The 22,865-nt window shown below is 69.9% G+C and carries 17 protein-coding genes; 13 read left to right on the top strand and 4 right to left on the bottom strand.

The genetic code is table 11. The annotated features are described in order from the left end of the window. Window positions 1-50 precede the first annotated feature (50 nt). A complete protein-coding gene (locus M2283_RS33485) occupies window positions 51-1,040 on the bottom strand; it encodes an NADP-dependent oxidoreductase (RefSeq protein ID WP_280880208.1) in 990 nt (329 codons plus the stop codon). Window positions 1,041-1,141: 101 nt separating this feature from the next. On the opposite strand from M2283_RS33485, the gene M2283_RS33480 reads away from it, so the two are divergent. Together M2283_RS33480 and M2283_RS33475 are read left to right on the top strand one after the other, a co-directional pair. Then, entirely contained in the window at window positions 1,142-2,020 is an 879-nt protein-coding gene (locus M2283_RS33480; protein ID WP_280880207.1) for a LysR family transcriptional regulator, read from the top strand. Window positions 2,021-2,262: 242 nt separating this feature from the next. Further along, window positions 2,263-2,394, top strand: coding sequence for a hypothetical protein (locus M2283_RS33475; RefSeq protein ID WP_123997543.1), 132 nt, complete (start codon window positions 2,263-2,265; stop codon window positions 2,392-2,394). A gap of 98 nt (window positions 2,395-2,492) precedes the next feature. On the opposite strand, the gene M2283_RS33470 is transcribed toward M2283_RS33475, so the two are convergent. Then, window positions 2,493-4,067: a purple acid phosphatase family protein gene (locus M2283_RS33470; protein WP_280880206.1), complete on the bottom strand. Its 1,575-nt coding sequence runs from the start codon at window positions 4,065-4,067 to the stop codon at window positions 2,493-2,495. 152 nt (window positions 4,068-4,219) lie between these two features. Here M2283_RS33470 and M2283_RS33465 point away from each other — a divergent pair, with 152 nt between their 5' ends. Both M2283_RS33465 and M2283_RS33460 read left to right on the top strand, forming a co-directional pair. Beyond that, complete coding sequence (locus M2283_RS33465) at window positions 4,220-5,263, top strand: 3-isopropylmalate dehydrogenase (RefSeq protein WP_280880205.1); 1,044 nt, start codon at window positions 4,220-4,222, stop codon at window positions 5,261-5,263. A gap of 266 nt (window positions 5,264-5,529) precedes the next feature. After that, entirely contained in the window at window positions 5,530-6,618 is a 1,089-nt protein-coding gene (locus tag M2283_RS33460; RefSeq protein WP_280880204.1) for a branched-chain amino acid aminotransferase, read from the top strand. A gap of 133 nt (window positions 6,619-6,751) precedes the next feature. On the opposite strand, the gene M2283_RS33455 is transcribed toward M2283_RS33460, so the two are convergent. Continuing rightward, the gene (locus M2283_RS33455; RefSeq protein ID WP_280880203.1) at window positions 6,752-8,191 is read right to left on the bottom strand and encodes a cytosine permease; all 1,440 of its coding nucleotides are present in this window, start codon (window positions 8,189-8,191) and stop codon (window positions 6,752-6,754) included. Between the two features lie 138 nt (window positions 8,192-8,329). Between M2283_RS33455 and ureA the strand changes: the two genes are divergently transcribed. From ureA to cimA, 8 genes are all read left to right on the top strand, one after another. After that, window positions 8,330-9,010, top strand: a complete 681-nt coding sequence (gene ureA, locus M2283_RS33450) for an urease subunit gamma (protein ID WP_280880202.1) — start codon at window positions 8,330-8,332, stop codon at window positions 9,008-9,010. Further along, window positions 9,007-10,683 carry an urease subunit alpha gene (locus tag M2283_RS33445; protein ID WP_280880201.1) on the top strand — a complete coding sequence of 559 codons (1,677 nt, stop codon included), beginning with the start codon at window positions 9,007-9,009 and terminating at the stop codon, window positions 10,681-10,683. The genes ureA and M2283_RS33445 overlap by 4 nt, the downstream gene beginning before the upstream one ends. A 15-nt stretch (window positions 10,684-10,698) precedes the next feature. Further along, the gene (locus tag M2283_RS33440; protein ID WP_280880200.1) at window positions 10,699-11,721 is read left to right on the top strand and encodes an agmatine deiminase family protein; all 1,023 of its coding nucleotides are present in this window, start codon (window positions 10,699-10,701) and stop codon (window positions 11,719-11,721) included. An 11-nt stretch (window positions 11,722-11,732) separates the two neighbouring features. Next, complete coding sequence (locus M2283_RS33435; protein ID WP_280880199.1) at window positions 11,733-12,332, top strand: TetR/AcrR family transcriptional regulator; 600 nt, start codon at window positions 11,733-11,735, stop codon at window positions 12,330-12,332. Window positions 12,333-12,455: 123 nt separating this feature from the next. Continuing rightward, complete coding sequence (locus tag M2283_RS33430; protein ID WP_280880198.1) at window positions 12,456-14,606, top strand: TolB family protein; 2,151 nt, start codon at window positions 12,456-12,458, stop codon at window positions 14,604-14,606. Between the two features lie 29 nt (window positions 14,607-14,635). Further along, window positions 14,636-14,902, top strand: coding sequence for a hypothetical protein (locus M2283_RS33425; RefSeq protein WP_280880197.1), 267 nt, complete (start codon window positions 14,636-14,638; stop codon window positions 14,900-14,902). After that, a complete protein-coding gene (locus M2283_RS33420) occupies window positions 14,890-15,798 on the top strand; it encodes a TolB family protein (protein ID WP_280880196.1) in 909 nt (302 codons plus the stop codon). Before M2283_RS33425 ends, M2283_RS33420 begins: the two co-directional genes overlap by 13 nt. 312 nt (window positions 15,799-16,110) lie before the next feature. After that, window positions 16,111-17,715: a citramalate synthase gene (cimA, locus tag M2283_RS33415; RefSeq protein ID WP_280880195.1), complete on the top strand. Its 1,605-nt coding sequence runs from the start codon at window positions 16,111-16,113 to the stop codon at window positions 17,713-17,715. 132 nt (window positions 17,716-17,847) lie between these two features. On the opposite strand, the gene M2283_RS33410 is transcribed toward cimA, so the two are convergent. After that, entirely contained in the window at window positions 17,848-19,713 is a 1,866-nt protein-coding gene (locus tag M2283_RS33410) for a ricin-type beta-trefoil lectin domain protein (RefSeq protein ID WP_280880194.1), read from the bottom strand. A 114-nt stretch (window positions 19,714-19,827) separates the two neighbouring features. Here M2283_RS33410 and M2283_RS33405 point away from each other — a divergent pair, with 114 nt between their 5' ends. Continuing rightward, the gene (locus M2283_RS33405) at window positions 19,828-22,842 is read left to right on the top strand and encodes a glycoside hydrolase family 3 protein (RefSeq protein WP_280880193.1); all 3,015 of its coding nucleotides are present in this window, start codon (window positions 19,828-19,830) and stop codon (window positions 22,840-22,842) included. Window positions 22,843-22,865 lie beyond the last annotated feature (23 nt).

Here is a 22,865-nt window from a genome sequence, read left to right as displayed (position 1 = left end):
GGGGGCCGGGTACTTGCCCGGCCCCCGACGCATGCCCGCTGCCCCTCGGATCAGGAAGTCGCCCGCACCAGGATCTTCCCCGTGTTCCCGCCCCGCAGCATCAGCAGGAACGCCTCCACGATCCGCTCGAAGCCGTCCACCACCGTCTCGTCCAGGGCGAGCGCCCCGCTGAGCAGGTGCGGTACGGCGAAGTCGTACAACTCCTGCTGTGCGTCGAGGTGGTTGCGCACCAGGAAGCCCTCGACGCGCAGGCTCTTCTCCACGACGTCGGCGTGGTTGAAGACGACCGGGGGTGCTTCGGGGGTGTTGTACTGGCCGACCGTGCCGATCCGTACCACCCGTCCGTGCTCTCGCAGGGCGCCGATCGCCGCGCCCAGATGCTCGCCGCCGACGTTGTCGACGAAGAGATCCATGCCGTCGGGGGCCGCCTTGGTGAGGAGTTCGGCCACGGGGGCGGTGTGGTAGTCGAAGACCGCGTCGTAACCCACCTGTTCCGTCAGGTAGTTGACCTTCTGCGTCGAGCCCGCGCTGCCGATCAGGCGGCCCGCGCCCAGGAGCCGGGCGAAGCGGCCGGTCGCCGTGCCGACCCCGCCCGCCGCCGCGGAGACGAACACGTCGTCCCCCTCGCGGAGTCGGGCGATCCGGGTGAGACCGACGTACGCCGTCAGGCCCGTGCCGCCGAGGACGCTCAAGTACGCGGAGAGGGGCACGCCCTCGTACAGGGGCAGGCGTCTCACCTCGGCCGGGGTCACCACCGAGTGCGTCCGCCAGCCCTTGCGGTGGAAGACGATCTCGCCCTCGGGCAGGGACGGTTCGCGCGAGGCGACGATCCGGCCCAGTGCGCGGCCCTCCAGCGGGGCGTTCAACTCGAAGTCCCCGTCCATCATTTCGCGGTGGTAGGGGTCGACGGACCAGTAGAGGTTCTCGACCAGGGCAGTTCCGGGCGCGGGGGAGGGGACGGGGGACTCCGTGAAGCGGAAGTGGCCGGGGGCCGGGAAGCCGGTCGGGCGGGCGGTCTGGTGCACGGTGAGCGCGGTCATGAGGGCGACCGTAGGGAGGAATGGCCGACGCGGGCAGAGGGTTGGGTTCATGGAACGGGCGGATCCATGAACCGCCCTCATAGCGGCAGGTGGTGGCCCGGATGGACGGCACGGTCGATCTCGCGCCGCAGGAGCTCAGGACCCTGGTCGCGGTGGCCGACGCGGGTGGCTTCTCGGCCGCCGCGGTACCGCTCGGGAGCACCCAGTCCGCCGTCTCGCACGCGATGCGCGGCATCGAACGGAAGCTGGGCGTCGTGCTGTTCGAGCGCGGGCGGTACGGGGCCAGGGCCACGCCCGCCGGTGCCCGGGCCGTCGCGCACGCACGCCGTGTGCTGCGGATGCTGGAGGTGATGGTCACCGAGACCAGGGGCCCGGGGACGGGCGCCGTCGGCGGGCCGCTGCGTATCGCCGCCTTCCGGAGCGCGGCCCTGCATCTCCTGCCGCCCGTGCTGGAACGGCTCACCGCCGCCCACCCGGCGATCGAGCCGACCGTGCACGTGGTCCGCGAGATCGGGCCCGGCACCGCCGGTGAGGTGGCCCAGGGGCGCGCCGACCTCGGTATCGCGACCATCGGCACCGGCTCGCCGATCCCGCCGGAGCTGGTCGGCGACGTACTCCTGGAGGAGCCGTACGCGCTGGTGCACCCGGCCGGTCATCCGGCGCCGCGCTCGCTGCCGTTGGTCGACTGGGCCGAGAACTGCTCCTCCTACACGCGCGCGTGGTGGGCCGCGCAGGACTGGATCCCGGCCGCGAGCGTGCGCGCGGAGGACGACGGCGCGGTTCTCTCGATGGTGGGCAGCGGGTTCGGGATGGCCATCATGCCCAGGCTCTCGCTCACCGCGGCGCCGTCCTCGGTCGAGGTCACCGATCTGGGGGCGGAGCGGCCGACCCGGACCGTCGGCTATGTGACCACTCCCGAACTGGCGGCGACGGCCGCTGTCCGGGCCCTCGTGCGCGAGCTGCGGGCCGGTAAGAAGTAGCAGGTCAGTGCGGTGTGACCCAATCCGCCGTCTCAGATAGTAGGAAGTCCGAGTAATTGTGGAGACAGACCGGCTCTCCTCACTTAACTTTGTAGGAGCCGAACGTCTCGCTCGATCAAGCGAATGGCGGTTGTGAGTCGGGCCCCGAGCAGGTAACCCCTGCGGCTCCGCTCTCCGCCCCACCCGGCGTCTCGAATCCCCCCATTCCCGCACTCCGTTGATGTCGAAGGAGTCGATTTCTCATGGCCGAGACGACCGCACGCCGCCGAGTCCGTCACACGTCCCGGACGAGCGAGTCCGACCGCAAGAACGCCGCCGCAGCCCTCCAGCGCGCCCTCGACCGCAGGGACAACGGCGGCGAGACCGGCCACTGAGCCGACGTGACGTCTGGGCGCGACTCTTGAGCGCACGCCCATAAGCCGAGCGCACACCCATAAGCCGGGAGCCGCCCGCAAGGGGTGCGGCGCGGGGGTCAGCTCCCGCGCCGCACTTCGAAGTGATCGATGCGCTCGCCGCTCTGGGCGAGCGCCGAGACCTTCAGGACCGGCCTCGTACCGCTCTCCACCTCCACCGAGAGGAAGGAGAAGCCGCGGTAGCGGACCCGCGACCACTCCACGCTCTCCTGGGCCGAGCCGTGCGACCTGGTCCACTGGAAGGTGTCGACCGAGTCGTGCCGCGTGACGTGCCCCTCGTAGCTCTCCTTCACGCCTGACGGGAAGCCGTACAGGTCACGGCCGCCGCCGCCCGCGGTGACGTAGACGATCCCGTCCTTCGTCGGATCGGTCGACGCGCCGATGGGCACCGCCCGGCCGACCCTGTCGCCCTTGACGGCGTCCGTGCGCTCGTAGACGTGGTTGTGGCCGTTGATCACCAGGTCCACCTCGTGCTTCGCGAACAGCGGCAGCCACTCGTCGCGCACCCCGCCGTCGGAGGCGTGGGCCGAGGTCGAGTAAGCGCAGTGGTGGAAGAAGACGACCACGAAGTCGACGCCCTTCGCCGCGCGCAGTTCACCCAGCTTCCTGTCCAGCCACTCGGTCTGCCTGCCCTGCGAATAGCCGAAGTTGGCGGGGATCTCGTACGACACGTCGTTGGCGTCCAGCGCGACGAAGCCGACGTTGGCGTACGTGAACGCGTAGACGCCCGGCGAGGTGTGCGGGTCGAAGCCGTTGTCCGGGAGGGACCAGCGGGCGAGTTGGCCGCCGTAGCCGTCCGGCGAGTACCAGGCCTCCATGTCGTGGTTGCCGGTCGTCACCATCCACGGCACCGACTTCGCGACCGACTCGTTCTGCTTGAGGAACAGGTCCCAGTAGCCGGGGTCGTAGCCGTCGCCCTTCTCGCCCCGGCCGTTGGTGTCGGCGTAGCAGATGTCGCCGGCGTGCAGGTGGAAGGCGGGCTTCTGGCGCAGCAGGACATGGTCGTTGGCGGCCGCGGCCTGGCTCACGCCCTGGTCGCCGAAGGCCGTGAACACGAACTTCTCCGGGCTCGCCGGCGCCGTACGGAAGGAGCCGATGGTCGAGCGGTGCGCGGGTGCGGTCGGGTCGAAGCCGTCGTGGCCCACGCCGTAGTAGTACGTGGTGCCGGGGCGCAGGCCGTCCAGGGCCGCGTGCACGTAGTACTGCTCCAGGGCGGAGCGGACGCCGGTGAGGCCCGGGGTGTGCAGGTCACGGATCTCGGCGCTGATCTTGCGGCCCAGGTCGTCCGGCTTCGTGCCGACGCGTACGTACGGCTTCTTGACCGCGAACGGCACCTGCCAGGAGACGCGCATCTGCGACTTCGGGTCGGCGCCGAAGGCGAGATGGCGGCCGAAGGGGGTGACGACCGCGCCGGGCACCTTCGAGGTGGCGGGGCTGCTCGGTGCGGCCGGGCCGCTCGCCCTGCCGTCGGTCGTTCCCGTACCGGCGCACCCCGTCAGCAGCCCGCCCGCCACCGCGCCCGCGGTCACCAGAGTGCGGCGCCGGGACAGCTTGGTGCGCAGGTACTCGTACTGCTCGGCCATGCTCATCCGGGCCGCGAGGTGTTCCGGGATGCCGACGTCGGGTGTCTCCATGTCGATGAAGTTCCCAGTGAACCTCAACGGGGGCCATGCGTAAGGGTGAACGCATGTCGAACGGCTGGCGCCCGCTCCTTCCCGGCGGCCCATGGCTGTCCGTATCGCGGACACCTCGTGTCATCCCATGGGACGAGGAGTAGGGTGCCGACATGTCTCGCAGCATCAATCTCGCAGTGATCCCCGGGGACGGCATCGGCCAGGAAGTCGTGGCCGAAGGTCTGAAGGTCCTCTCCGCCGTCCTTCCGCAGGATGTGAAGCTGGAGACCCGGGAGTACGACTTCGGTGCCAAGCGCTACCGCGCCACCGGTGAGACCCTCACCGACGCCGACCTGGACTCCCTCAAGCAGCACGACGCGATCCTCCTCGGCGCGATCGGCGACCCGTCGGTCCCGTCCGGTGTCCTGGAGCGCGGCTTCCTGCTGAAGCTCCGGTTCGCCTTCGACCACCACGTCAACCTGCGTCCGTCGAAGCTGCTGCCGGGTGTCGCCACCCCGCTGGCCGGCGAGCCGGAGATCGACTTCGTCGTGGTCCGCGAGGGCACCGAGGGCCCGTACACGGGCAACGGCGGCACGATCCGCAAGGGCACCGAGCACGAGGTCGCCACCGAGGTCTCCGTCAACACGGCGTTCGGTGTCGAGCGGGTCGTCCGGGACGCGTTCGCCCGCGCCCAGGCCCGTCCGCGCAAGAAGCTCACGCTGGTCCACAAGAACAACGTGCTGACCTTCGCGGGTCACCTGTGGACGAACGTCTTCAACAAGGTGGCCGAGGAGTTCCCCGAGGTCACCACCGACTACATCCACGTCGACGCGGCGACGATCTACCTCGTCACCGACCCGGCCCGCTTCGACGTGATCGTCACCGACAACCTCTTCGGCGACATCATCACCGACCTCGCCGCGGCCGTCTCCGGCGGCATCGGCGTCGCCGCCAGCGGGAACATCAACCCGAGCGGCGAGTACCCCTCGATGTTCGAGCCCGTGCACGGCTCGGCGCCGGACATCGCGGGCCAGGGCAAGGCCGACCCCAGCGCCACGGTCCTGTCCGTCGCCCTGCTCCTGCGTCACCTCGGCTACGAGGCCGAGGCCGCCCGCATCGACGAGGCGGTCGCCACCGACCTCGCCGAGCGCACCGGCAAGCCCGCCCGCAGCACGTCGGAGATCGGCGACGCGCTGTCCGTACGAGTAGCCGGCTGACCCGCCGACTCACTCGAAAAACTCTCGCAGTCTTTCGAAGCCGCCGGGTCGCATCCGCACCCGGCGGCTTTCGCTATGTCCCCGCCGGGTGCCACCATCATCCTCTGGGTCGCATTCACGCCGTTTTTGTCCACGGCAGCCCGCGCGCGATAATCGAACGCGGAGCCGCGGTATGAGGGAATGCTCGGACGTCCTAACACTGGCCACTGGCAGTAGCGGGCGTGAGCGCGGCCCGTCACTACACAACCGGTGAAGGACACCTACTCATGACGACGCCCACCATCGAGCTCAAGCCCTCGGCCTCGCCACTCTCCGCCGCCGAGCGCGACGCGATTCTGACGAACCCCGGCTTCGGCCGCCACTTCACCGACCACATGGTGACGATCAAGTGGACCGAGGGCCGCGGCTGGCACGACGGCCAGCTGGTGCCGTACGGCCCGCTCTCCCTCGACCCCGCGAACATGACCCTGCACTACGCGCAGGAGATCTTCGAGGGCCTCAAGGCGTACCGCCGGCCCGACGGCTCGGTGGCCACCTTCCGCCCGGAGAAGAACGCCCGCCGCTTCCAGGCCTCCGCCCGCCGTCTCGGCATGCCCGAGCTGCCGGTCGAGACCTTCATCGAGGCCTGTGACGCGATCGTGCGTCAGGACGAGGCGTGGGTCCCGGCGCACGGCGGCGAGGAGTCCCTCTACCTGCGCCCGTTCATGATCGCGACCGAGGTGGGTCTCGGTGTGAAGCCCGCCAACGAGTACCTGTTCCTGGTCATCGCCTCGCCGGCCGGCGCCTACTTCCCCGGCGGAGTGCGGCCGGTGTCGATCTGGCTCTCCGAGGACCGCGTCCGCGCCGTCCCCGGCGGCATGGGCGACGCCAAGACCGGCGGCAACTACGCGGCCTCCCTGCTCGCCCAGGCCGAGGCCGCCGCCAAGGGCTGCGACCAGGTCTGCTACCTCGACGCCGTCGAGCACAAGTGGGTCGAGGAACTGGGCGGCATGAACCTTTACTTCGTGTACGGCGACCGGATCGTCACCCCGACCCTCACCGGCTCCATCCTGGAGGGCGTCACCCGCGACTCCCTCCTCACCGTCGCCCGCGACCTCGGCTACACCGCGGAGGAGGGCCGGATCTCGGTCGACCAGTGGCAACGCGACGCGGAGAACGGCAGCCTCACCGAGGTGTTCGCCTGCGGCACCGCCGCCGTCATCACCCCGGTCGGCACGGTCAAGCGGACGGGCGCCGAGTGGCAGCAGTCCGGCGGCGAGCCCGGCGAGGTCACCGTCCGCCTCCGTGAGGCCCTTCTCGACATCCAGCGGGGCACGGCCGAGGACAAGCACGGGTGGATGCACCAGCTGGGCTGACCTCCGGAGGACGACGTGCGGAGTTGACGAAGAAGCCCGTCCCTGTCCAGGGACGGGCTTCGCCGTGGCACGGTGGGTTGCCGGGCACGGTCCGCGCCCTCGGCCTGACGCACACCACCCAAGACCCGGTCCGCTACGACACCGCCGAGGCCCGCTGGGTCTCCGACGTGGACGAGGCGACACCCCGCTGAACCGCCGGACGCCGGCCGAGCACCAGATACCCCGCGCCGCCGACCGCCCCCGACAACAGGAAACTGCAGTCCACCCCGCCGGTCATCGACAACAACGGCCCCTCGTACGACGGCAACGACACCGCGAGCAGACCGACCGCCGCGCCCATCGCCCAGGACACCGTCGCGGGGGCGTTCCAGCCGGCGCGGTACCAGTAGATCCCGCCCTGGGAGCGGCGGTTGAAGACCTGGAGGGCGTCCGCATCATAGACACCCCGGCAACGGACGAAACCGATCAGGGTGATCACCGCCCACGGCGTGCCGATCGCCGTCAGGAGCAGGACGAAGGACGTCATCGCGGACTGGGCGTTCCACGCGTAGTGGCCGACGAAGACGCAGACCGTGGCGACGACCGCGACCGTGCAGGTGGCCCGGGCCCGGGACGCGCGCGGCAGGATCGCGTCCAGGTCGAGGCCCATGGAGTAGAGCATCAGGCCCGCGTTGCCGACCGACCCCGCGGAGGCGGCGAGCAGCAGCGGGACCAGGTACCAGCCGGGGGAGGCCTGCACCAGCGGGCCCGCGTAGTCGAGGGCCGCGTGGGCCGCGTACGCCGTGAAGGTGCCGAAGAGCTGGGGGACCAGGAGGCCGGCGATCAGGCCGAGCCAGGTCGCGTGCAGGACCCGGCGTGAGGTGTGGCGGGCCGGGGAGATGTAGCGCGTGTAGTCACCGAGGAGGGTGATGAACGCGACCGGTCCGGACAGTCCCGCCGCCACCGCCGCCAGACACCACGTCGGCCAGAACCCGCCCAGCAGATACCCGCCCGCCTCCGGCAGCGCGCCGGTCGTGAAGTGCGGGGTGTACGCGATCACGCCCAGGATCAGCAGCGCCGTCATGCCGATGGAGAGAACGCGGGACATGGCCAGCAGCACCCGGTAGCCGTACACCGCGCCCGCCACGGTCGCCGCCGCGAGCAGCCCGTACACGACGGCGTACGAGCCGCCGCCCGCCGGCAGCCCGAACAGCCGCCCCAGCACACCCACCATCACATCGCCGCCGATCCACACGGTCAGCGCGGTGTAGCCGAGGGCGAGGAGAAGGCCCACGACCGACCCGACCAGCCGCCCCCGCACCCCGAACTGGGCGCCGGACGACGTCGACAGGTTGGTCGCGGTGCGCAGGGAGACCAGCGCCAGTGGGGCCGTGAACAGCGTGCCGACCACCGTGCCCGCGACGATCGAGCCGACCGAGTCCCACCAGCCGAGCCCGAAGGACGGCGGCAGCCAGCCGAAGATGATCACGCCGAGACAGAGGTTGGAGCCGAGCAGGATCGACACGAGGTCCTGCGGACCGCTGGTGCGCTCCTCATCGGGGATGGTGTCGACTCCGCGCTGTTCTATCGGCATGGTGGGTCCCCTTCGACGGCCGCCAAGTTTTTTAGATCGGCGTTCAATGTGACCCGTGCCAAGCTCGTGCGTCAATGTTTCCGTTCCATGAATCTGCCGTTTAGAGTGGTGCTCTAAATTATTAGGAGGTGCCGTGTCGTGAGACTGACCCCCACGGAACGTGACCGGCTGCTGCTGTTCTCGGCCGCCGAACTGGCCCGCGCCCGCAAGGCGCGCGGCCTGAGGCTCAACGTGCCGGAGGCCACCGCGCTCATCGCGGACACGGTGTGCGAGGCGGCTCGTGACGGTGCTCGACTGGCCTGCGCGATCGAGCGTGCTCGGTCGGTCCTGGGGCCGGACGACGTCCTGCCGGGTGTCGCCGACGTCGTCACCGAGGTGCATGTCGAGGCCGTCTTCGACGACGGCTCACGCCTCGCGGTCGTCTCCGACCCCATCGGCGGCAGCCTGGGGAACCGGGCTCCGGGCGCGCTGCTGCCGGGGCCCGTGCACGCCGAGCCCGAGGCGGTCGTCCGGCTCACGGTCACCAACACCGCGACCGTCCCCGTCTCCGTCACCTCCCACTTCCACTTCTTCGAGGCCAACCCGCGCCTCGACTTCCCCCGCGCCGAGGCTTACGGCATGCGGCTCGCCGTACCCGCCGGATCGTCCGTCCGCTTCGGGTCGGGCGAGAGCGTCGAGGTCGGTCTGCTGCCGATCGGCGGCGAGCGGATCGCCATCGGTTTCGCGGGGCTCGTGGACGGACCGTTGGACGCGCCCGGCGCGCGGGACGAGGCGCTGCGCAGGGCCGCCGCCTGCGGATATCTGGGGGCAGAGCGATGAGCATCGACCCCTACGCGTACGCCACCACCCACGGCCCCCGCGCCGGCGACCGCGTCCGCCTCGGCGACTCGGGCCTGACGATCCGAGTGGAGTCCGACTCCCAGCGCTACGGCGACGAGTTCCTGGCCGGTTTCGGCAAGACCGCCCGTGACGGACTGCACCTCAAGGCCGCCGCCGTGCGCGAGACCTGCGACGTCGTGATCAGCAATGTCGTCGTGATCGACGCGGCGCAGGGCATCCGGAAGGTGTCCATCGGTATCCGGGAGGGCCGGATCTGCTCGATCGGGCGGGCCGGCAATCCCGACACCCTCGACGGGGTGGACGTCGTCGTCGGTACGGGCACTTCGATCGTGTCCGGCGAGGGGCTCATCGCCACCGCCGGTGCCGTCGACACGCACGTCCATCTGCTGTCACCGCGCATCATGGAGGCCTCGCTGGCGTCCGGCGTGACGACGATCATCGGGCAGGAGTTCGGCCCGGTGTGGGGCGTCGGCGTCAACTCGCCCTGGGCGCTGCGCCACGCCTTCAACGCCTTCGACGCCTGGCCGGTCAACATCGGCTTCCTGGGCCGGGGTTCGTCGTCCTCGGACGCCCCGCTGATCGAGGCGCTCGCCGAAGGCGGGGCCAGCGGCTTCAAGGTGCACGAGGACATGGGCGCCCACACCCGCGCCCTGGACACCGCTCTGCGGGTCGCCGAGGAGTACGACGTCCAAGTCGCCCTGCACAGCGACGGGTTGAACGAGTGCCTGTCGGTCGAGGACACCCTGCGCGTGCTGGACGGCCGCACGATCCACGCCTTCCACATCGAGGGCTGCGGCGGCGGACACGTGCCGAACGTCCTGAAGATGGCGGGAGTCGCGAACGTCATCGGCTCGTCCACCAACCCCACCCTCCCCTTCGGCCGGGACGCGGTCGCCGAGCACTACGGCATGATCGTCTCCGTCCACGACCTGAAGACCGACCTGCCCGGCGACGCGGCCATGGCCCGCGACCGCATCCGCGCCGGGACGATGGGCGCCGAGGACGTGCTGCACGACCTGGGCGCGATCGGTATCACCTCGTCGGACGCGCAGGGCATGGGCCGGGCCGGTGAGACCGTCCGCCGTACCTTCGCGATGGCCGGGAAGATGAAGGCCGAACTCGGCGCCCCGGACGACCACGACAACGAACGCGTCCTGCGCTACATCGCCAAGCTGACCATCAACCCCGCCATCGCACACGGCCTTTCGCACGAGGTCGGCTCCATCGAGGCCGGCAAGCTCGCCGACCTCGTGCTGTGGCGCCCCGAGTACTTCGGCGCCAAGCCGCAGCTGGTGTTGAAGTCCGGGTTCCCGGCGTACGGCGTGGTCGGCGACCCCAACGCGGCCACCGACACCTGCGAACCCCTCGTCCTGGGACCGCAGTTCGGCGCGCACGGCTCCACGCCCGCCGACATCTCCGTGGCCTTCGTCGCCCAGGCCGCCCTCGACCAGGGCAACGACTCGATGCCGACTCGGCGCAGGCGCGTGGCCGTTCGCGGCACCCGGGGCATCGGACCGGCCGACCTGCGCCTCAACTCCCGTACCGGAGCGGTCGACGTGGACCAGCGCACCGGTCTGGTCACCCTCGACGGCGAGCCGCTGCGCTCCGAACCGGCCGAGTCCGTCTCCCTCAACCGCCTGTACTTCCTCTAGAACCTGGGACTTCTGATGAGCTTCCGTATGCCGCCCGAGTGGGCCCCGCACGAGCGCACCTGGATGGCCTGGCCCGGCCCCAACCCGACCTTCTCCGATGCCGAGGAGTTGGCGGAGGCGCGCATCGCCTGGGCCTCCGTCGCCCGTGCCGTGCGTCGCTTCGAACCGGTGACGATGGTGCACGGGCCGGGTCAGGGCGAGTCGGCGCGCGAGCTGCTCGGCCCGGACGTCGAACTGGCCGAGCGTGAGCTGGACGACGCGTGGATGCGGGACATCGGGCCCACGTTCGTCACCGACGGCAACGGTGAACTGGCCGCCGTGGACTGGACGTTCAACGGCTGGGGCGCTCAGAGCTGGGCCCGCTGGGAGCACGACGCGAAGATCGGCTCGTACGTCGCGGACCTCGCGGGCGCGAAGACGTACACCTCGAAACTCGTCAACGAGGGCGGCGCGATCCACGTCGACGGCGAGGGCACGGTCCTGCTCACCGAGACCGTCCAGCTCGGCGCAGGCCGCAACCCCGGCTGGACGCGCGAGCAGGTCGAGGCGGAGATCCACGCCAAGCTCGGCACCACCAAGGCGATCTGGCTGCCGCGCGGCCTGACCGGCGACTACCCGCCCTACGGCTTCGGGACGCTGGGCCATGTGGACATCGTGGCCGCGTTCGCCCGCCCGGGTGTGGTGGTCGCCCACCACCAGCCCGACCCCGCGCACCCCGACCACGAGGTGACGAAGGAGACGATCGGCATCCTGAAGTCCGCGACGGATGCCCGGGGCCGTGCCCTGGAGGTCGTCGAGGTGCCGGCCCCCACCGTCCTGGAGGCCGACGGGCACTGGGCCGACTACTCCTACATCAACCACTACCTCTGCAACGACGGCGTGGTGCTGTGCGCCTTCGACGACCCGCGGGACGAGACCGCGGCCGGAATCTTCCGGCGCCTGTTCCCGGAGCGGACGGTGGCGCCGGTGGACGCCCGTACGATCTTCTCGGGTGGGGGAGGCATCCACTGCATCACGCAACAGCAGCCGAGGGTCTAGGGAGACGGGCGATGGTCGGTGCGCGGAAGAACGCGCCGCCGCGCGAGGAGGTCCTCGCCGCAGCCATGGGCATGATCGCCGAGCGCGGTCTGGAGCAGCTCACCATGGCGGCGCTCGGCCGCGAGGTCGGCATGAGCAGCGGTCACCTCCTCTATTACTTCCGTTCCAAGGACGAGCTCCTGCTGCGCGCCCTGGAGTGGAGCGAGGGCCGCCTCGGCACCGAGCGCGGCCGGCTGCTGGTCGGTGCCGGCACGGCCCGCGAGCGCCTCGACGCGTACGTCGACCTGTACGTCCCCGACGGCCACCGCGACCCGCACTGGACCCTCTGGCTGGAGGTCTGGAACCGCTCGCAGAACGCCGACGAGGGCGCCCGCGACCGGCAGGCCGCCATCGAGGGCGCCTGGCACCGCGACCTGGTGGCGCTGCTCGCCGAGGGCGTCTCCCGGGGCGAGTTCCGCCGCGTCGACCCCGACCGCTTCGCGGCCCGCCTGCGCGCGCTGCTGGACGGCTTCTCCATCCACGTGGCGATCGGGCTGCGCGGCACGGACCGGGCACAAGTTATCGGCCATGTACGGGAGTTCCTGGACGAAAGCCTCCTCGCGGACGTCTGAGGTTGTGCCCTGGTTGTACGCGACACGACCGATTGACCCTGTAGCGGGCGGTGCGTTTGCCTCGAAGAGAGCCCTCGGCGCAGGGCCGGGGGAGAAGCGTCCACGGGGACTTCAGGGGGAATCATGTCGAGAGCCGCAGGCGTGTCCGGCGTCTGCTTGGGGACGGCGGTGATGCTCGCGCTCACCGCGACCACGGCGTCCGCCACGACCACCGCGTCCGCCGCGACCACCGCGTCCGCCGCGACCACCGCGACCGCCGCGACCACCGCGTACGCCACGACCACGGCGTCCGCCACACCGCACACATCGCACGCGCCCCGCGTGGAGAGGGCGAGCACGGCCGCCGACGGCAGCCAGGCCGACGGACCGTCGGGCAGCGCCTCGATCAGCGCCGACGGCCGCCATGTCGCGTTCACGTCCAACGCGCCGAGCTTCGGCTGCGCGCGCCTCACCCCGTGCCTGCTGGTCAAGGACCTGGCCGACGGCGGGGTTACGAAGATCGACCTCGGCAGCGGAAACACCTACAGCTCACCGATTCCGAGCGCCGACGGGAGCCGGGTCGCCTTCTCCGCGGGCACCCGCTTCCCCGCGCCGTACCTGTACGACCGCGCCACCGGCACCTCGACGAAGCTGTGGCCCGAAAACCCGCCCGGATCCAACGAGTTGGGCCACATCGAGTCGATCAGTCCGGACGGCACGCACGTCGCGTACACCATCGGCAACCGCAACGGCTCGGAGAACTCCCGGCTGTTGTACGTCCGCGACACGGCCACCGGCACCGACGAACTGATCTCGCCGGCCGAGGAGGGCGGCAAGGGCGGGGCCTCGGTGAGCGGCGACGGCGAGCGGGTCGCGTACAGCGTCCGCAGCGACTCCGAGACGGACCCGAACGACGTCTTCGTCAAGGACCGGACGACGGGCGAGCGGATCCAGGTCGACAAGAACCTCGGCACCGCCTTCCTGGTCCGCATCACCGCGGACGGCGACCGCGTCCTCCTCGACGCCGAGAGCGGTGTGTACGTCCACGACCTGCGCACCGGCCAGGACCGGCGGGTGGCCGACGGGAATCCCGCGTCGGCCACCGCGGACGGGCGGTACGCCGTCGTCTCGGGCGAGGACGGCATGCGGGTGCGCGACCTGCGGACGGGGCTGCGCGGGGCCGCTCTCACGCCGAACGCCACGCCGGGAGCGGAGATGCTGGCCGACAACGGGCGTGCGGTGGCGTTCACTTCGACGGCTTCCAGCCTGGTGCCGGGGGACACCAACGACGAGGCGGACGTGTTCGTCTTCTCGGGCGGGCTCGCGAAGAACCCGCCCCCGATGCCCTCCGTCACCGAACGGATCAGCACGCCCCGGGACGGTCGGCAACTCGCCGTGGCGTCCCACGACCCGGTGATGGCGGACGGACGCGTCGTCTCCTTCACGTCGGGCGACGATGTGCTCGTCAACGCGCCCGGCGGCGTCTCAGGGGTCAACTCCAGTACGCAGAAACCCTCGTCCGACGGCACCCCCTGCACCTCCGGACGCATGGTCAGCTATGTGGCACCGCATGCGACGGACGGTGCCCCCGAGGTCTTCGTCCTCAACCGCTCGGTCGGCAAGGTCACCGCCATCGCGTCCCTCGACGGTGTCCGCTTCACCTGGATGGGACACCCCCAGGTGAACCCCACCTGCCAGTGGGTCACCTGGGCCGCCACCCTGCCCGCCACCGACGCCGACCCGCACCCCCAACCCCGCGTCTACCGCTTCAAGTTCAACGGCGGTGACCTCGACGTCGTCAGCGCGCCCACGGGCGAGGCGGCGACCAACCCGTCCATCGACTACAGCGGCCGGTACATCGCCTTCGAGCAGGGCGGCGCCGTCTACGTCCGCGACCTGGACACCGGCACCCTGGAGAAGGCCGGCACCGGCTCGTCGGCATCCTCGATCAGCGCGGACGGCCGCAGGGTCGCCTTCCAGCACGGCCGGGACATCTACGTCCGTGACCTCGACGCCCGGACCACGACCAAGGTCCGCGGCACCCAGCCCTCGCTCGCCGGTGACGGCACCCACCTCGCGTACGTCCGGGGCAAGGCCGTGTATCTGCGCGAACTGACCACCGGCAAAACCCAGTTCATCAGTGTCGACCGCAAGGGCGGCCGCAACGACCTCCCGGCCCGGCACCCGTCCGTCGACTACGACGGCACGGTCGTCGCGTTCGAGTCGGCATCACCCGATCTGGTGGAGGGAGACACCAACGGGGTGTCGGACGTCTTCCTGCGGACAGTGCAATGACAAGCAGTGATCACTGCGGGGGAACAACCATGCACAGGAACAAGCGGCTCGCCGCGCTCACGGCCGTCGCCGTCGCCGTCACGGTGGCGCTGACGGGAACCGTGGCGAGCGCCGCACCCAGGGCTCCGCACACCGAGCCGGTCAGCGTCACGCCCGAGGGAAAGGCGGGCAACGGCGCGACGGGCAACGTGGTGATCAGCCGCAACGGCCGCTACGTCGCCTTCACTTCTACGTCCGGGACCTGCACACCGGAAAGACCCGCTTCGCCGGCTTCGGCGGCATCGTGGCGGTCCTGAACGACGGCAGCTACGTCTACCACCAGAACAACGAAGCGTACCTGATCACCCCGGGCACACCCGGGCAGAAGGCGTTCGGCATCGAGATCCCCGAGGGGTTCACCGGACCGGCCGGCGCCTTCTCCGTCAGCCCCAACGGCCGCTACGCCGTCTACACGCTGACCGAGACCGCCGGCAACACCAGCGCGGTCTTCCTGTGCGACCGCGTCGCCGGCACCACCGAGCGGATCAGCCACCCCCGCCCGACCTGGGAGCCGCGCAACGCCTTCCAGCCGACGGTCAGCGACGACGGACGCCGGGTCGTCTACCAGTACAACTACGCGAACGGCCCGCGCGGCGACGACTGGGGCGACGTCTGGATGTACGACCGCACCACGCGCGCGTACACGCAGATCGACCGCTCCTACGACGGCTCGGGGACCGAGAAGGAGTCCCTGGAACCGTCCATCAGCGGCAACGGCCGCACCGTCGTCTTCGAGTCCCGGGACACCCACCTCGTCCCCGACGACAACGACGCCAGCTGGAACGTCTTCGTGCACGACATCGCCACCGGCAAGAACCAGCGCATCCACGGCACCCAAGGCGGCGCGGGTGAGGCCTACACCCGTAGCCCCGCCGTGAGCCCCGACGGCCGGTACGTCACGTTCATGACGTCGGTGACGGAGCCCGGCAGCCAGTACGGCACGGAGAATCCCGTCTACGTCCGGGACCTGAGGAAGGACACCACCACCCTCGTCACCCCGGACCGCACCGGCGGCACGGCCACGGCCGACGTCCTCCCCGGCCGGATCGCCGACGGCGCCCGCCGCATCGCGTTCCTGTCCAGCGACCCGGCGCTGATCCCGGCAGGCGACACCAACGACGCCAAGGACGCGTTCGTACGTCATCTGAAGTGATCGTCTGAAGTGATCGACCGCATCCTGAGACACCCGTGAGCGGAGCACGGGGGCTGTGCCAGACTGCCCCCGTGCTCTCGTTCGCCATGATTATTGGCAGCAGGCGCGCCGGTCCGCAGTGACCGCCACGTACGACCAGGTACGGGCGGACACCGTCGTTCTCGACCCGCGCGCAGACCTCTCGCACCCGCGAGAGGTTTTTCGCTTTTCTGGCCCACCTCAAGCCGGGAGCGGAGCGCGAGGGATCATTGGAGGACGGTGGAGCCGGTCATTCCGGTACAGACCGAGATCCAACACAGGAGCCTTGACACCATGACGGAACCCAGCGAGCTCGACGACTCGTTCCACGTCTTCGACACCACCCTGCGCGACGGCGCCCAGCGCGAGGGCATCAACCTCACCGTCGCGGACAAGCTGGCCATCGCTCGGCACCTGGACGACTTCGGCGTCGGCTTCATCGAGGGCGGCTGGCCGGGCGCCAACCCGCGGGACACCGAGTTCTTCGCCCGCGCCCGGCAGGAGATCGACTTCAGGCACGCCGAGCTGGTCGCCTTCGGCGCGACCCGTCGGGCCGGTGGCAAGGCGAGCGAGGACCCGCAGGTCAAGGCGCTCCTGGACTCGGGCGCCGAGGTGATCACGCTGGTCGCCAAGTCCCACGACCGGCACGTCGAGCTCGCGCTGCGCACGACGCTGGACGAGAACCTGGAGATGGTCCGCGACACGGTGTCCTTCCTCAAGGACCAGGGCCGCCGCGTCTTCGTCGACTGCGAGCACTTCTTCGACGGCTACCGCGCCAACCCCGAGTACGCGAAGGCGGTCGTACGGACCGCCGCCGAGGCCGGCGCCTCGGTCGTGATCCTGTGCGACACCAACGGCGGGATGCTCCCGGCCCAGATCCAGGCCGTGGTCGCCACGGTCCTCGCCGACACCGGCGCCCGCCTCGGCATCCACACCCAGGACGACACCGGCTGCGCGGTGGCCAACACCCTCGCCGCCGTCGACGCGGGCGCGACCCACGTCCAGTGCACGGCGAACGGCTACGGCGAACGCGTGGGCAACGCCAACCTGTTCCCGGTGGTGGCGGCCCTGGAGCTGAAGTACGGCAAGAAGGTCCTGCCGGAGGGCAAGCTCCGCGAGATGACCCGCATCTCGCACGCCATCGCGGAGGTCGTGAACCTCACCCCCTCCACCCACCAGCCCTACGTCGGTGTCTCGGCCTTCGCGCACAAGGCAGGACTGCACGCCTCCGCGATCAAGGTCGACCCGGACCTGTACCAGCACATCGACCCCGAGCAGGTCGGCAACACCATGCGGATGCTGGTCTCCGACATGGCGGGCCGCGCCTCCATCGAGCTCAAGGGCAAGGAACTCGGCGTAGACCTGGGCGGCGACCGCGCGCTGGTGGGCCGGGTCGTCGAGCGCGTGAAGGAGCGCGAACTCAGGGGCTACACCTACGAGGCCGCCGACGCCTCCTTCGAACTCCTCCTGCGCGGCGAGGTGGAGGGCCGCCCCCTGAAGTACTTCGAGGTCGAGTCCTGGCGAGCCATCGTCGAGGACCGCCCCGATGGCTCCCACGCCAACGAAGCGACGGTCAAGCTCTACGCCAAGGGCGAGCGAATCGTCGCCACCGCGGAGGGCAACGGCCCGGTCAACGCCCTGGACCGCTCCCTGCGAGTAGCCCTCGAAAAGCTCTACCCCCAACTCGCCAAGCTCGACCTGGTCGACTACAAGGTCCGCATCCTGGAAGGCGTGCACGGCACGTCCTCCACCACCCGAGTCCTCATCTCCACGTCCGACGGCACGGGCGAGTGGTCGACGGTAGGGGTGGCGGAGAACGTCATCGCGGCGTCGTGGCAGGCTCTTGAGGACGCGTACACGTACGGGTTGTTGCGGGCGGGCGTGGAGCCGGCGGAGTAAGAAGGCTGAAGCACCGGAGGGGCTGGAAACTCCAGCCCCTCCGGCAGATCCAGCCCCTCCGGCGTTTGAGGAGCGGGGTCTGGGGCGGAGCCCCAGAAGGACGGGACGGGTAGGGGCGGCGGGGGCGAAAACCTACTGCAGATGCCACTTCTGATTGGCAGCCCCGGTACAAGTCCAAATCTGCGCCCGAGCCCCGTTGGCCGAAGAATTCCCGGTCACATCAAGGCACTTGTTGGCCGCGGCATTCACCACGTCACCAGTGGTCGCGTTGTACGCCCACTGCTGAGCCCCGGTCCCATTGCAGTCGTACAGCTGCACCTTCGCCCCATCAGCGGTAGAAGCCGACGTCACATCCAGGCACTTGCCAAGCGACCGCACCGACCCATCGGTCCCCACGGTCCACTGCTGGGCCGTCGAGCCGTTGCAGTCGTAGAGCTGCACGGCGGTCCCGTTGGTGCTCGAACCGCCCGCCACATCAAGGCACTTGCTCCCCAGCCCGACGAAGGCGCCGGCCTGACCGCCGCCCCCCGACTGCGTCCCCGCCCAGGTGAACGTCGCGGACGTCTTCCCCGGCAGGGAGTAAGTCGCGTGCTGCCCACCCCAGTTGATGGTCACGGTCTTGGCGGCAGACCCATCGTTGTAGGCGATGAGCGCCTTGGACCCGTCAGGGTTACGCCAGGCAACGTTGGGCACGGACGTAGAAGCCGTGGAGGCGATCCGCTGAGCCCCCGGCCGAACGAACTTCGTCAGGTGCCCCATCGTGTAGTACTCAACGGTGTAATCCACCGTGCCACTCGCACCGTCCCCGTTGTGCACGGTGATCAGCCCGGTGCAGGTACCGCAACCCCCGTTGTGCGGCCCCATGTTCTGGTCCACGGCCAGCGACCACTTGGTCACCGACTTCGCCCAGTTACGGGTGTAGTCGATGATGTTGTTCATGTCCTCGCGCTGCTGGTTGGCGATCCAGGTGCCACCGGAGTGCTCGGTCCCGAAGGCGTCCAGCGTCGGGTACTGGTTGTGCACGGTCGTCTGCTTGTTGATGTCGCCGCCGTACCCGTGCCAGGCGATCCCGCCGAAGTTCGGGTGCGAACGGACCGCCGCGTCGTCGACGGTCGGCGCCGCGTAGGAGTCGTAGACGTCCCAGTTCCAGTCGTGCGCGAGCACCTTCGTGGTCAGCCCCGCCGCCTGGAGCTTCGGCAGCAGCTCGCTCTTGGTGAAGTACGCGAGCCCGCTCCCGTTCCAGCTCATCGACGGATACCCCGAGCAGCACGTCGGCTCGTTCTGCGCGGTCACGTACGAGACGTTGACGCCCTGGGCCTTGTACGCCTGCAGGTACTTCACGAAGTAGTTGGCGTACGCCCCGTAGTCCTCGGACTTCAGCCAGCCCCCGTTGAGCGACCCGCTGTCCTTCATCCAGGCCGGCGCCGTCCATGGCGAGGACATGACAGTCAGAGAGGGGTTGAGGCTCACCGCCTGCTTGGTCAGCGGCACGACATCGGCGAGGTCGTGCGCGATCGAGAAGGAGTTGAGGTTCGGGTCGGTCTGCCCGGCCGGCACGTCGTCGTACGAGTACCCGTACCGCGCCAGGTCGGACGCGCCCATCGGATTGCGCAGGAACGATAGACCGATGCCGTCCGTCGGTGAGAACAGCTTCGTCATGGTCGCGTTGCGGGTCGACGCGGACAGCGCCCCGCTGCTGTTCATCAGCCAGGCCGCGGTGTCCGTGAAGGACGCGCCGCCGCCGGTGAAGGTCTGATAGCGGGTGTTCTCGTCGACGGTGATGTTCTCGCCGGTGCCGCCCGAACCGGACTGGAAGGCGAACGGCGTCTGTGCCTGGAGGCCGCGGGTGACGTGGCGGCCGCCGGAGTCGTCGGTGGTGGTGAGATAGGCGGTCACCTGCTCACCTGCGGCTTGTGCGGGGACGGTGGCCGCGGTGATGCCGGCCGTGGAGAGCAGACCGGCCAACAGCAGCCGGATCGCGCGGGGGGTTCTCCTCATGCTGGTCGCCCTTCCCGAAATGTCTGACGTGACGTCTTGACGGGTGTGTGGGCCGTTAGTTAACTCACGGCGTGATCTAAGTCATGAGTGAACCAGAGAGTCGAGGAATGGTCTATGCCAAGAACCGCTCTGCTCGTCTCCGCCGCCTTGCTCACCGCTCTGCTGTCCCCAACCGTCTCCCAGGCGGCAGATGACCCCGCTCCGGCACCCGTCGACCGCTTCGAGGGCGAGGTCCCGTTCGCGAGCCAGCCCGCCGACGGCATCTTCACCTGGGGCAGTGACAACGACGACCCGCCCCAACTCCAGTTCGCCGACCGCGCCGACGCCCCCGAGGGCGTCAAGGTCCTCTCCGGGACCTACGACATCAGCGGCTACGGCGGCTTCACCCACGACTTCGCCGCGACCGAGCCCGCCCACGACTGGTCCGCCCACAAGGGCATCAGATTCTGGTGGGACGGCCAGAACAATGCCAAGAAGATCGCCCTCGAACTCAAGGACGGCGGCGCCCACGGCGAGGCCTCCGAGCTGTGGACGACGTCCTTCACGGACGACTTCAGCGGCTGGAGACAGATCGAGATCCCCTTCACCGACTTCGTATACCGAACCGATTACCAACCCGTCGGCGGCATCGACCACGTCCTGGGACTCACCCAGACGTGGGGGTACGCCGTCACCCTCCCCGTCGGCGCTCCAGGTCAATTCGCCATGGACGACGTCGAGTTGTACGGCAAGGCCGACCAGTCCCTGCGCGCCAACGTCACCACCGACGCCGCCGTCTACCCGGTCAAGGAGGGCGGCACCGCGAGCGTCAAGGTCACCGTCGCCACCACCGGCTCGGCCCCGATCGACGACCCGGTGACCGTCGCCTACGAGACCGCCGCGACCGGCACCGCCCAGCCCGGCAAGGACTACACCCCGGTCACCGGCACGCTCACCTTCCCGGCGGGCACCGCCTCCGGCGCGACCCGGACCGTCAAGGTCCCCACCCTCAAGGACAGGTCGGCCGAGAACGCCGAGACGATCCCGCTCAAGCTCACGGTCACCGGCGCCAAGGCCCCGGCCGAGCAGCCCGAGGTCGTCGTCAACGCGCACGGACTGCCGTACCTGGACAGCAAGTTGCCGGTGAAGAAGCGCGTCGCCGACCTCCTGTCCCGCATGTCGCTGGAGGAGAAGGCCGGTCAGATGACCCAGGCCGAGCGCGGCGCGATGAGCACGCCCTCGGACATCGCCTCCTACGACCTCGGCTCGCTGCTCTCCGGCGGCGGCTCGACACCCACGCCCAACACCGCAGCGGCCTGGGCCAAGATGATCGACGGCTTCCAACTCCGCACCCAGGCGACCCGGTTCCAGATCCCGCTGATCTACGGCGTGGACGCGGTGCACGGCCACAACAACCTGGCCGGCGCCACCGTCATGCCGCACAACATCGGCATCGGCGCCACCCGCGACCCCCAACTCGCCCAGAAGACAGGGTCGGTGACCGCCTCCGAGGTCCGCGCCACCGGCGTCCCCTGGGACTTCGCCCCCTGCCTCTGCGTCACCCGTGACGAACGCTGGGGCCGCTCCTACGAGTCCTTCGGTGAGGACCCGGCACTGGTCAAGTCCATGGAGACGGTCATCCAGGGCCTCCAAGGAGCCGCCAACGGAAAGGACTTGAAGGACGACGACAAGGTCCTCGCCACCGCCAAGCACTTCGTCGGCGACGGCGGCACCGAGTACGGCTCCTCCACCACCGGCACCTACACCATCGACCAGGGCGTCACCAAGGTCACCCGGCAGCAGCTGGAGGCCGTCCACCTGGCGCCGTACCAGACCGCCGTGGACCGGGGCATCGGCACGGTCATGCCCTCGTACTCGTCGCTCGACATCCTCGGCGACGGCCAGGGCCCGGTGAAGATGCACGCCCGCGCCGACATGATCAACGGCGTGCTCAAGGGCCGGATGGGCTTCGACGGGTTCGTCATCAGCGACTGGAACGCCATCGACCAACTCCCCGGCGACTACGCGGCCCACGTCAGCACCTCGGTCAACGCGGGCGTCGACATGATGATGGTCCCGTACAGCTACAAGGACTTCACGACGACCCTGATCGCCCAGGTCAAGGCCGGTGCCGTCACCGAGAAGCGGATCGACGACGCCGTGTCCCGCATCCTCGCCCAGAAGTTCAAGCTCGGCCTCTTCGAGAAGCCGTACGCCGACACCAGCAACGCCTCCAAGATCGGCTCGACTTCGCACCGGGCCGTGGCCCGGCAGGCGGCCGCCGAGTCGCAGGTCCTGCTGAAGAACGCGAACAACGTCCTACCGCTGAAGAAGAACCAGAAGGTCTACGTCGCCGGTTCGAACGCCGATGACCTCGGCAACCAGACCGGTGGCTGGACCATCACCTGGCAGGGCGCGTCCGGCACCAACACCACGGGCACGACGATCCTCCAGGGCATGAAGAACGCCGGCGGAGACGTCACCTACTCCAAGGACGCCTCGGCCGCGACCAGCGGCTACGACGTCGGTGTGGTCGTCGTCGGCGAGACCCCGTACGCCGAAGGCATCGGAGACGTCGGCAACGGCAACGACCTGGCGCTGACCCCGGCCGACCAGGCAGCCGTCGACAAGGTGTGCGCGGCCATGAAGTGCGCGGTGCTGATCGTCTCCGGGCGCCCGCAGCTGATCGGCGACCGACTCGGCGACATCGACGCGCTGGTGGCGTCCTGGCTGCCGGGCACCGAGGGCGACGGCGTCGCCGACGTCCTCTACGGCAAGCGGTCCTTCACCGGCCAACTCCCCGTCACCTGGCCCAAGTCGGAGGCCCAGCTGCCGATCAACGTCGGCGACACGGCCTACGACCCGCAGTTCCCGTACGGCTGGGGCCTGACCACGAAGACCAAGGTCCCGGGCGGCGGCACGACGACGCTGAAGGCGCTCGCGGTGGCGGCCGCGCTCGCCGACCGGCACGGAGCCGACGAGGCGGGCCGCGCGCTCGTCGACAAGGCCCGGCTGATCGTCCAGCAGAAGATCGGCCAGAACATCACGGCCGCGACCGCGAAGCCCTTCGCCGACGCGGACCACCTCTCGCTCACCGGAAAGTACGGAGCGGCGGTGGAAAAGCTGGTCACTGCCTACCGGGCGGCCTGATCACAGGTCTGCCACCTGCATGA

The sequence above is a fragment of the Streptomyces pseudovenezuelae genome (assembly GCF_029892565.1).
Classification (GTDB): domain Bacteria; phylum Actinomycetota; class Actinomycetes; order Streptomycetales; family Streptomycetaceae; genus Streptomyces; species Streptomyces pseudovenezuelae_A.
The sequence above is the reverse complement of the archived record's forward strand: the minus strand, read 5'-3'. Positions and strand labels throughout refer to the sequence as shown.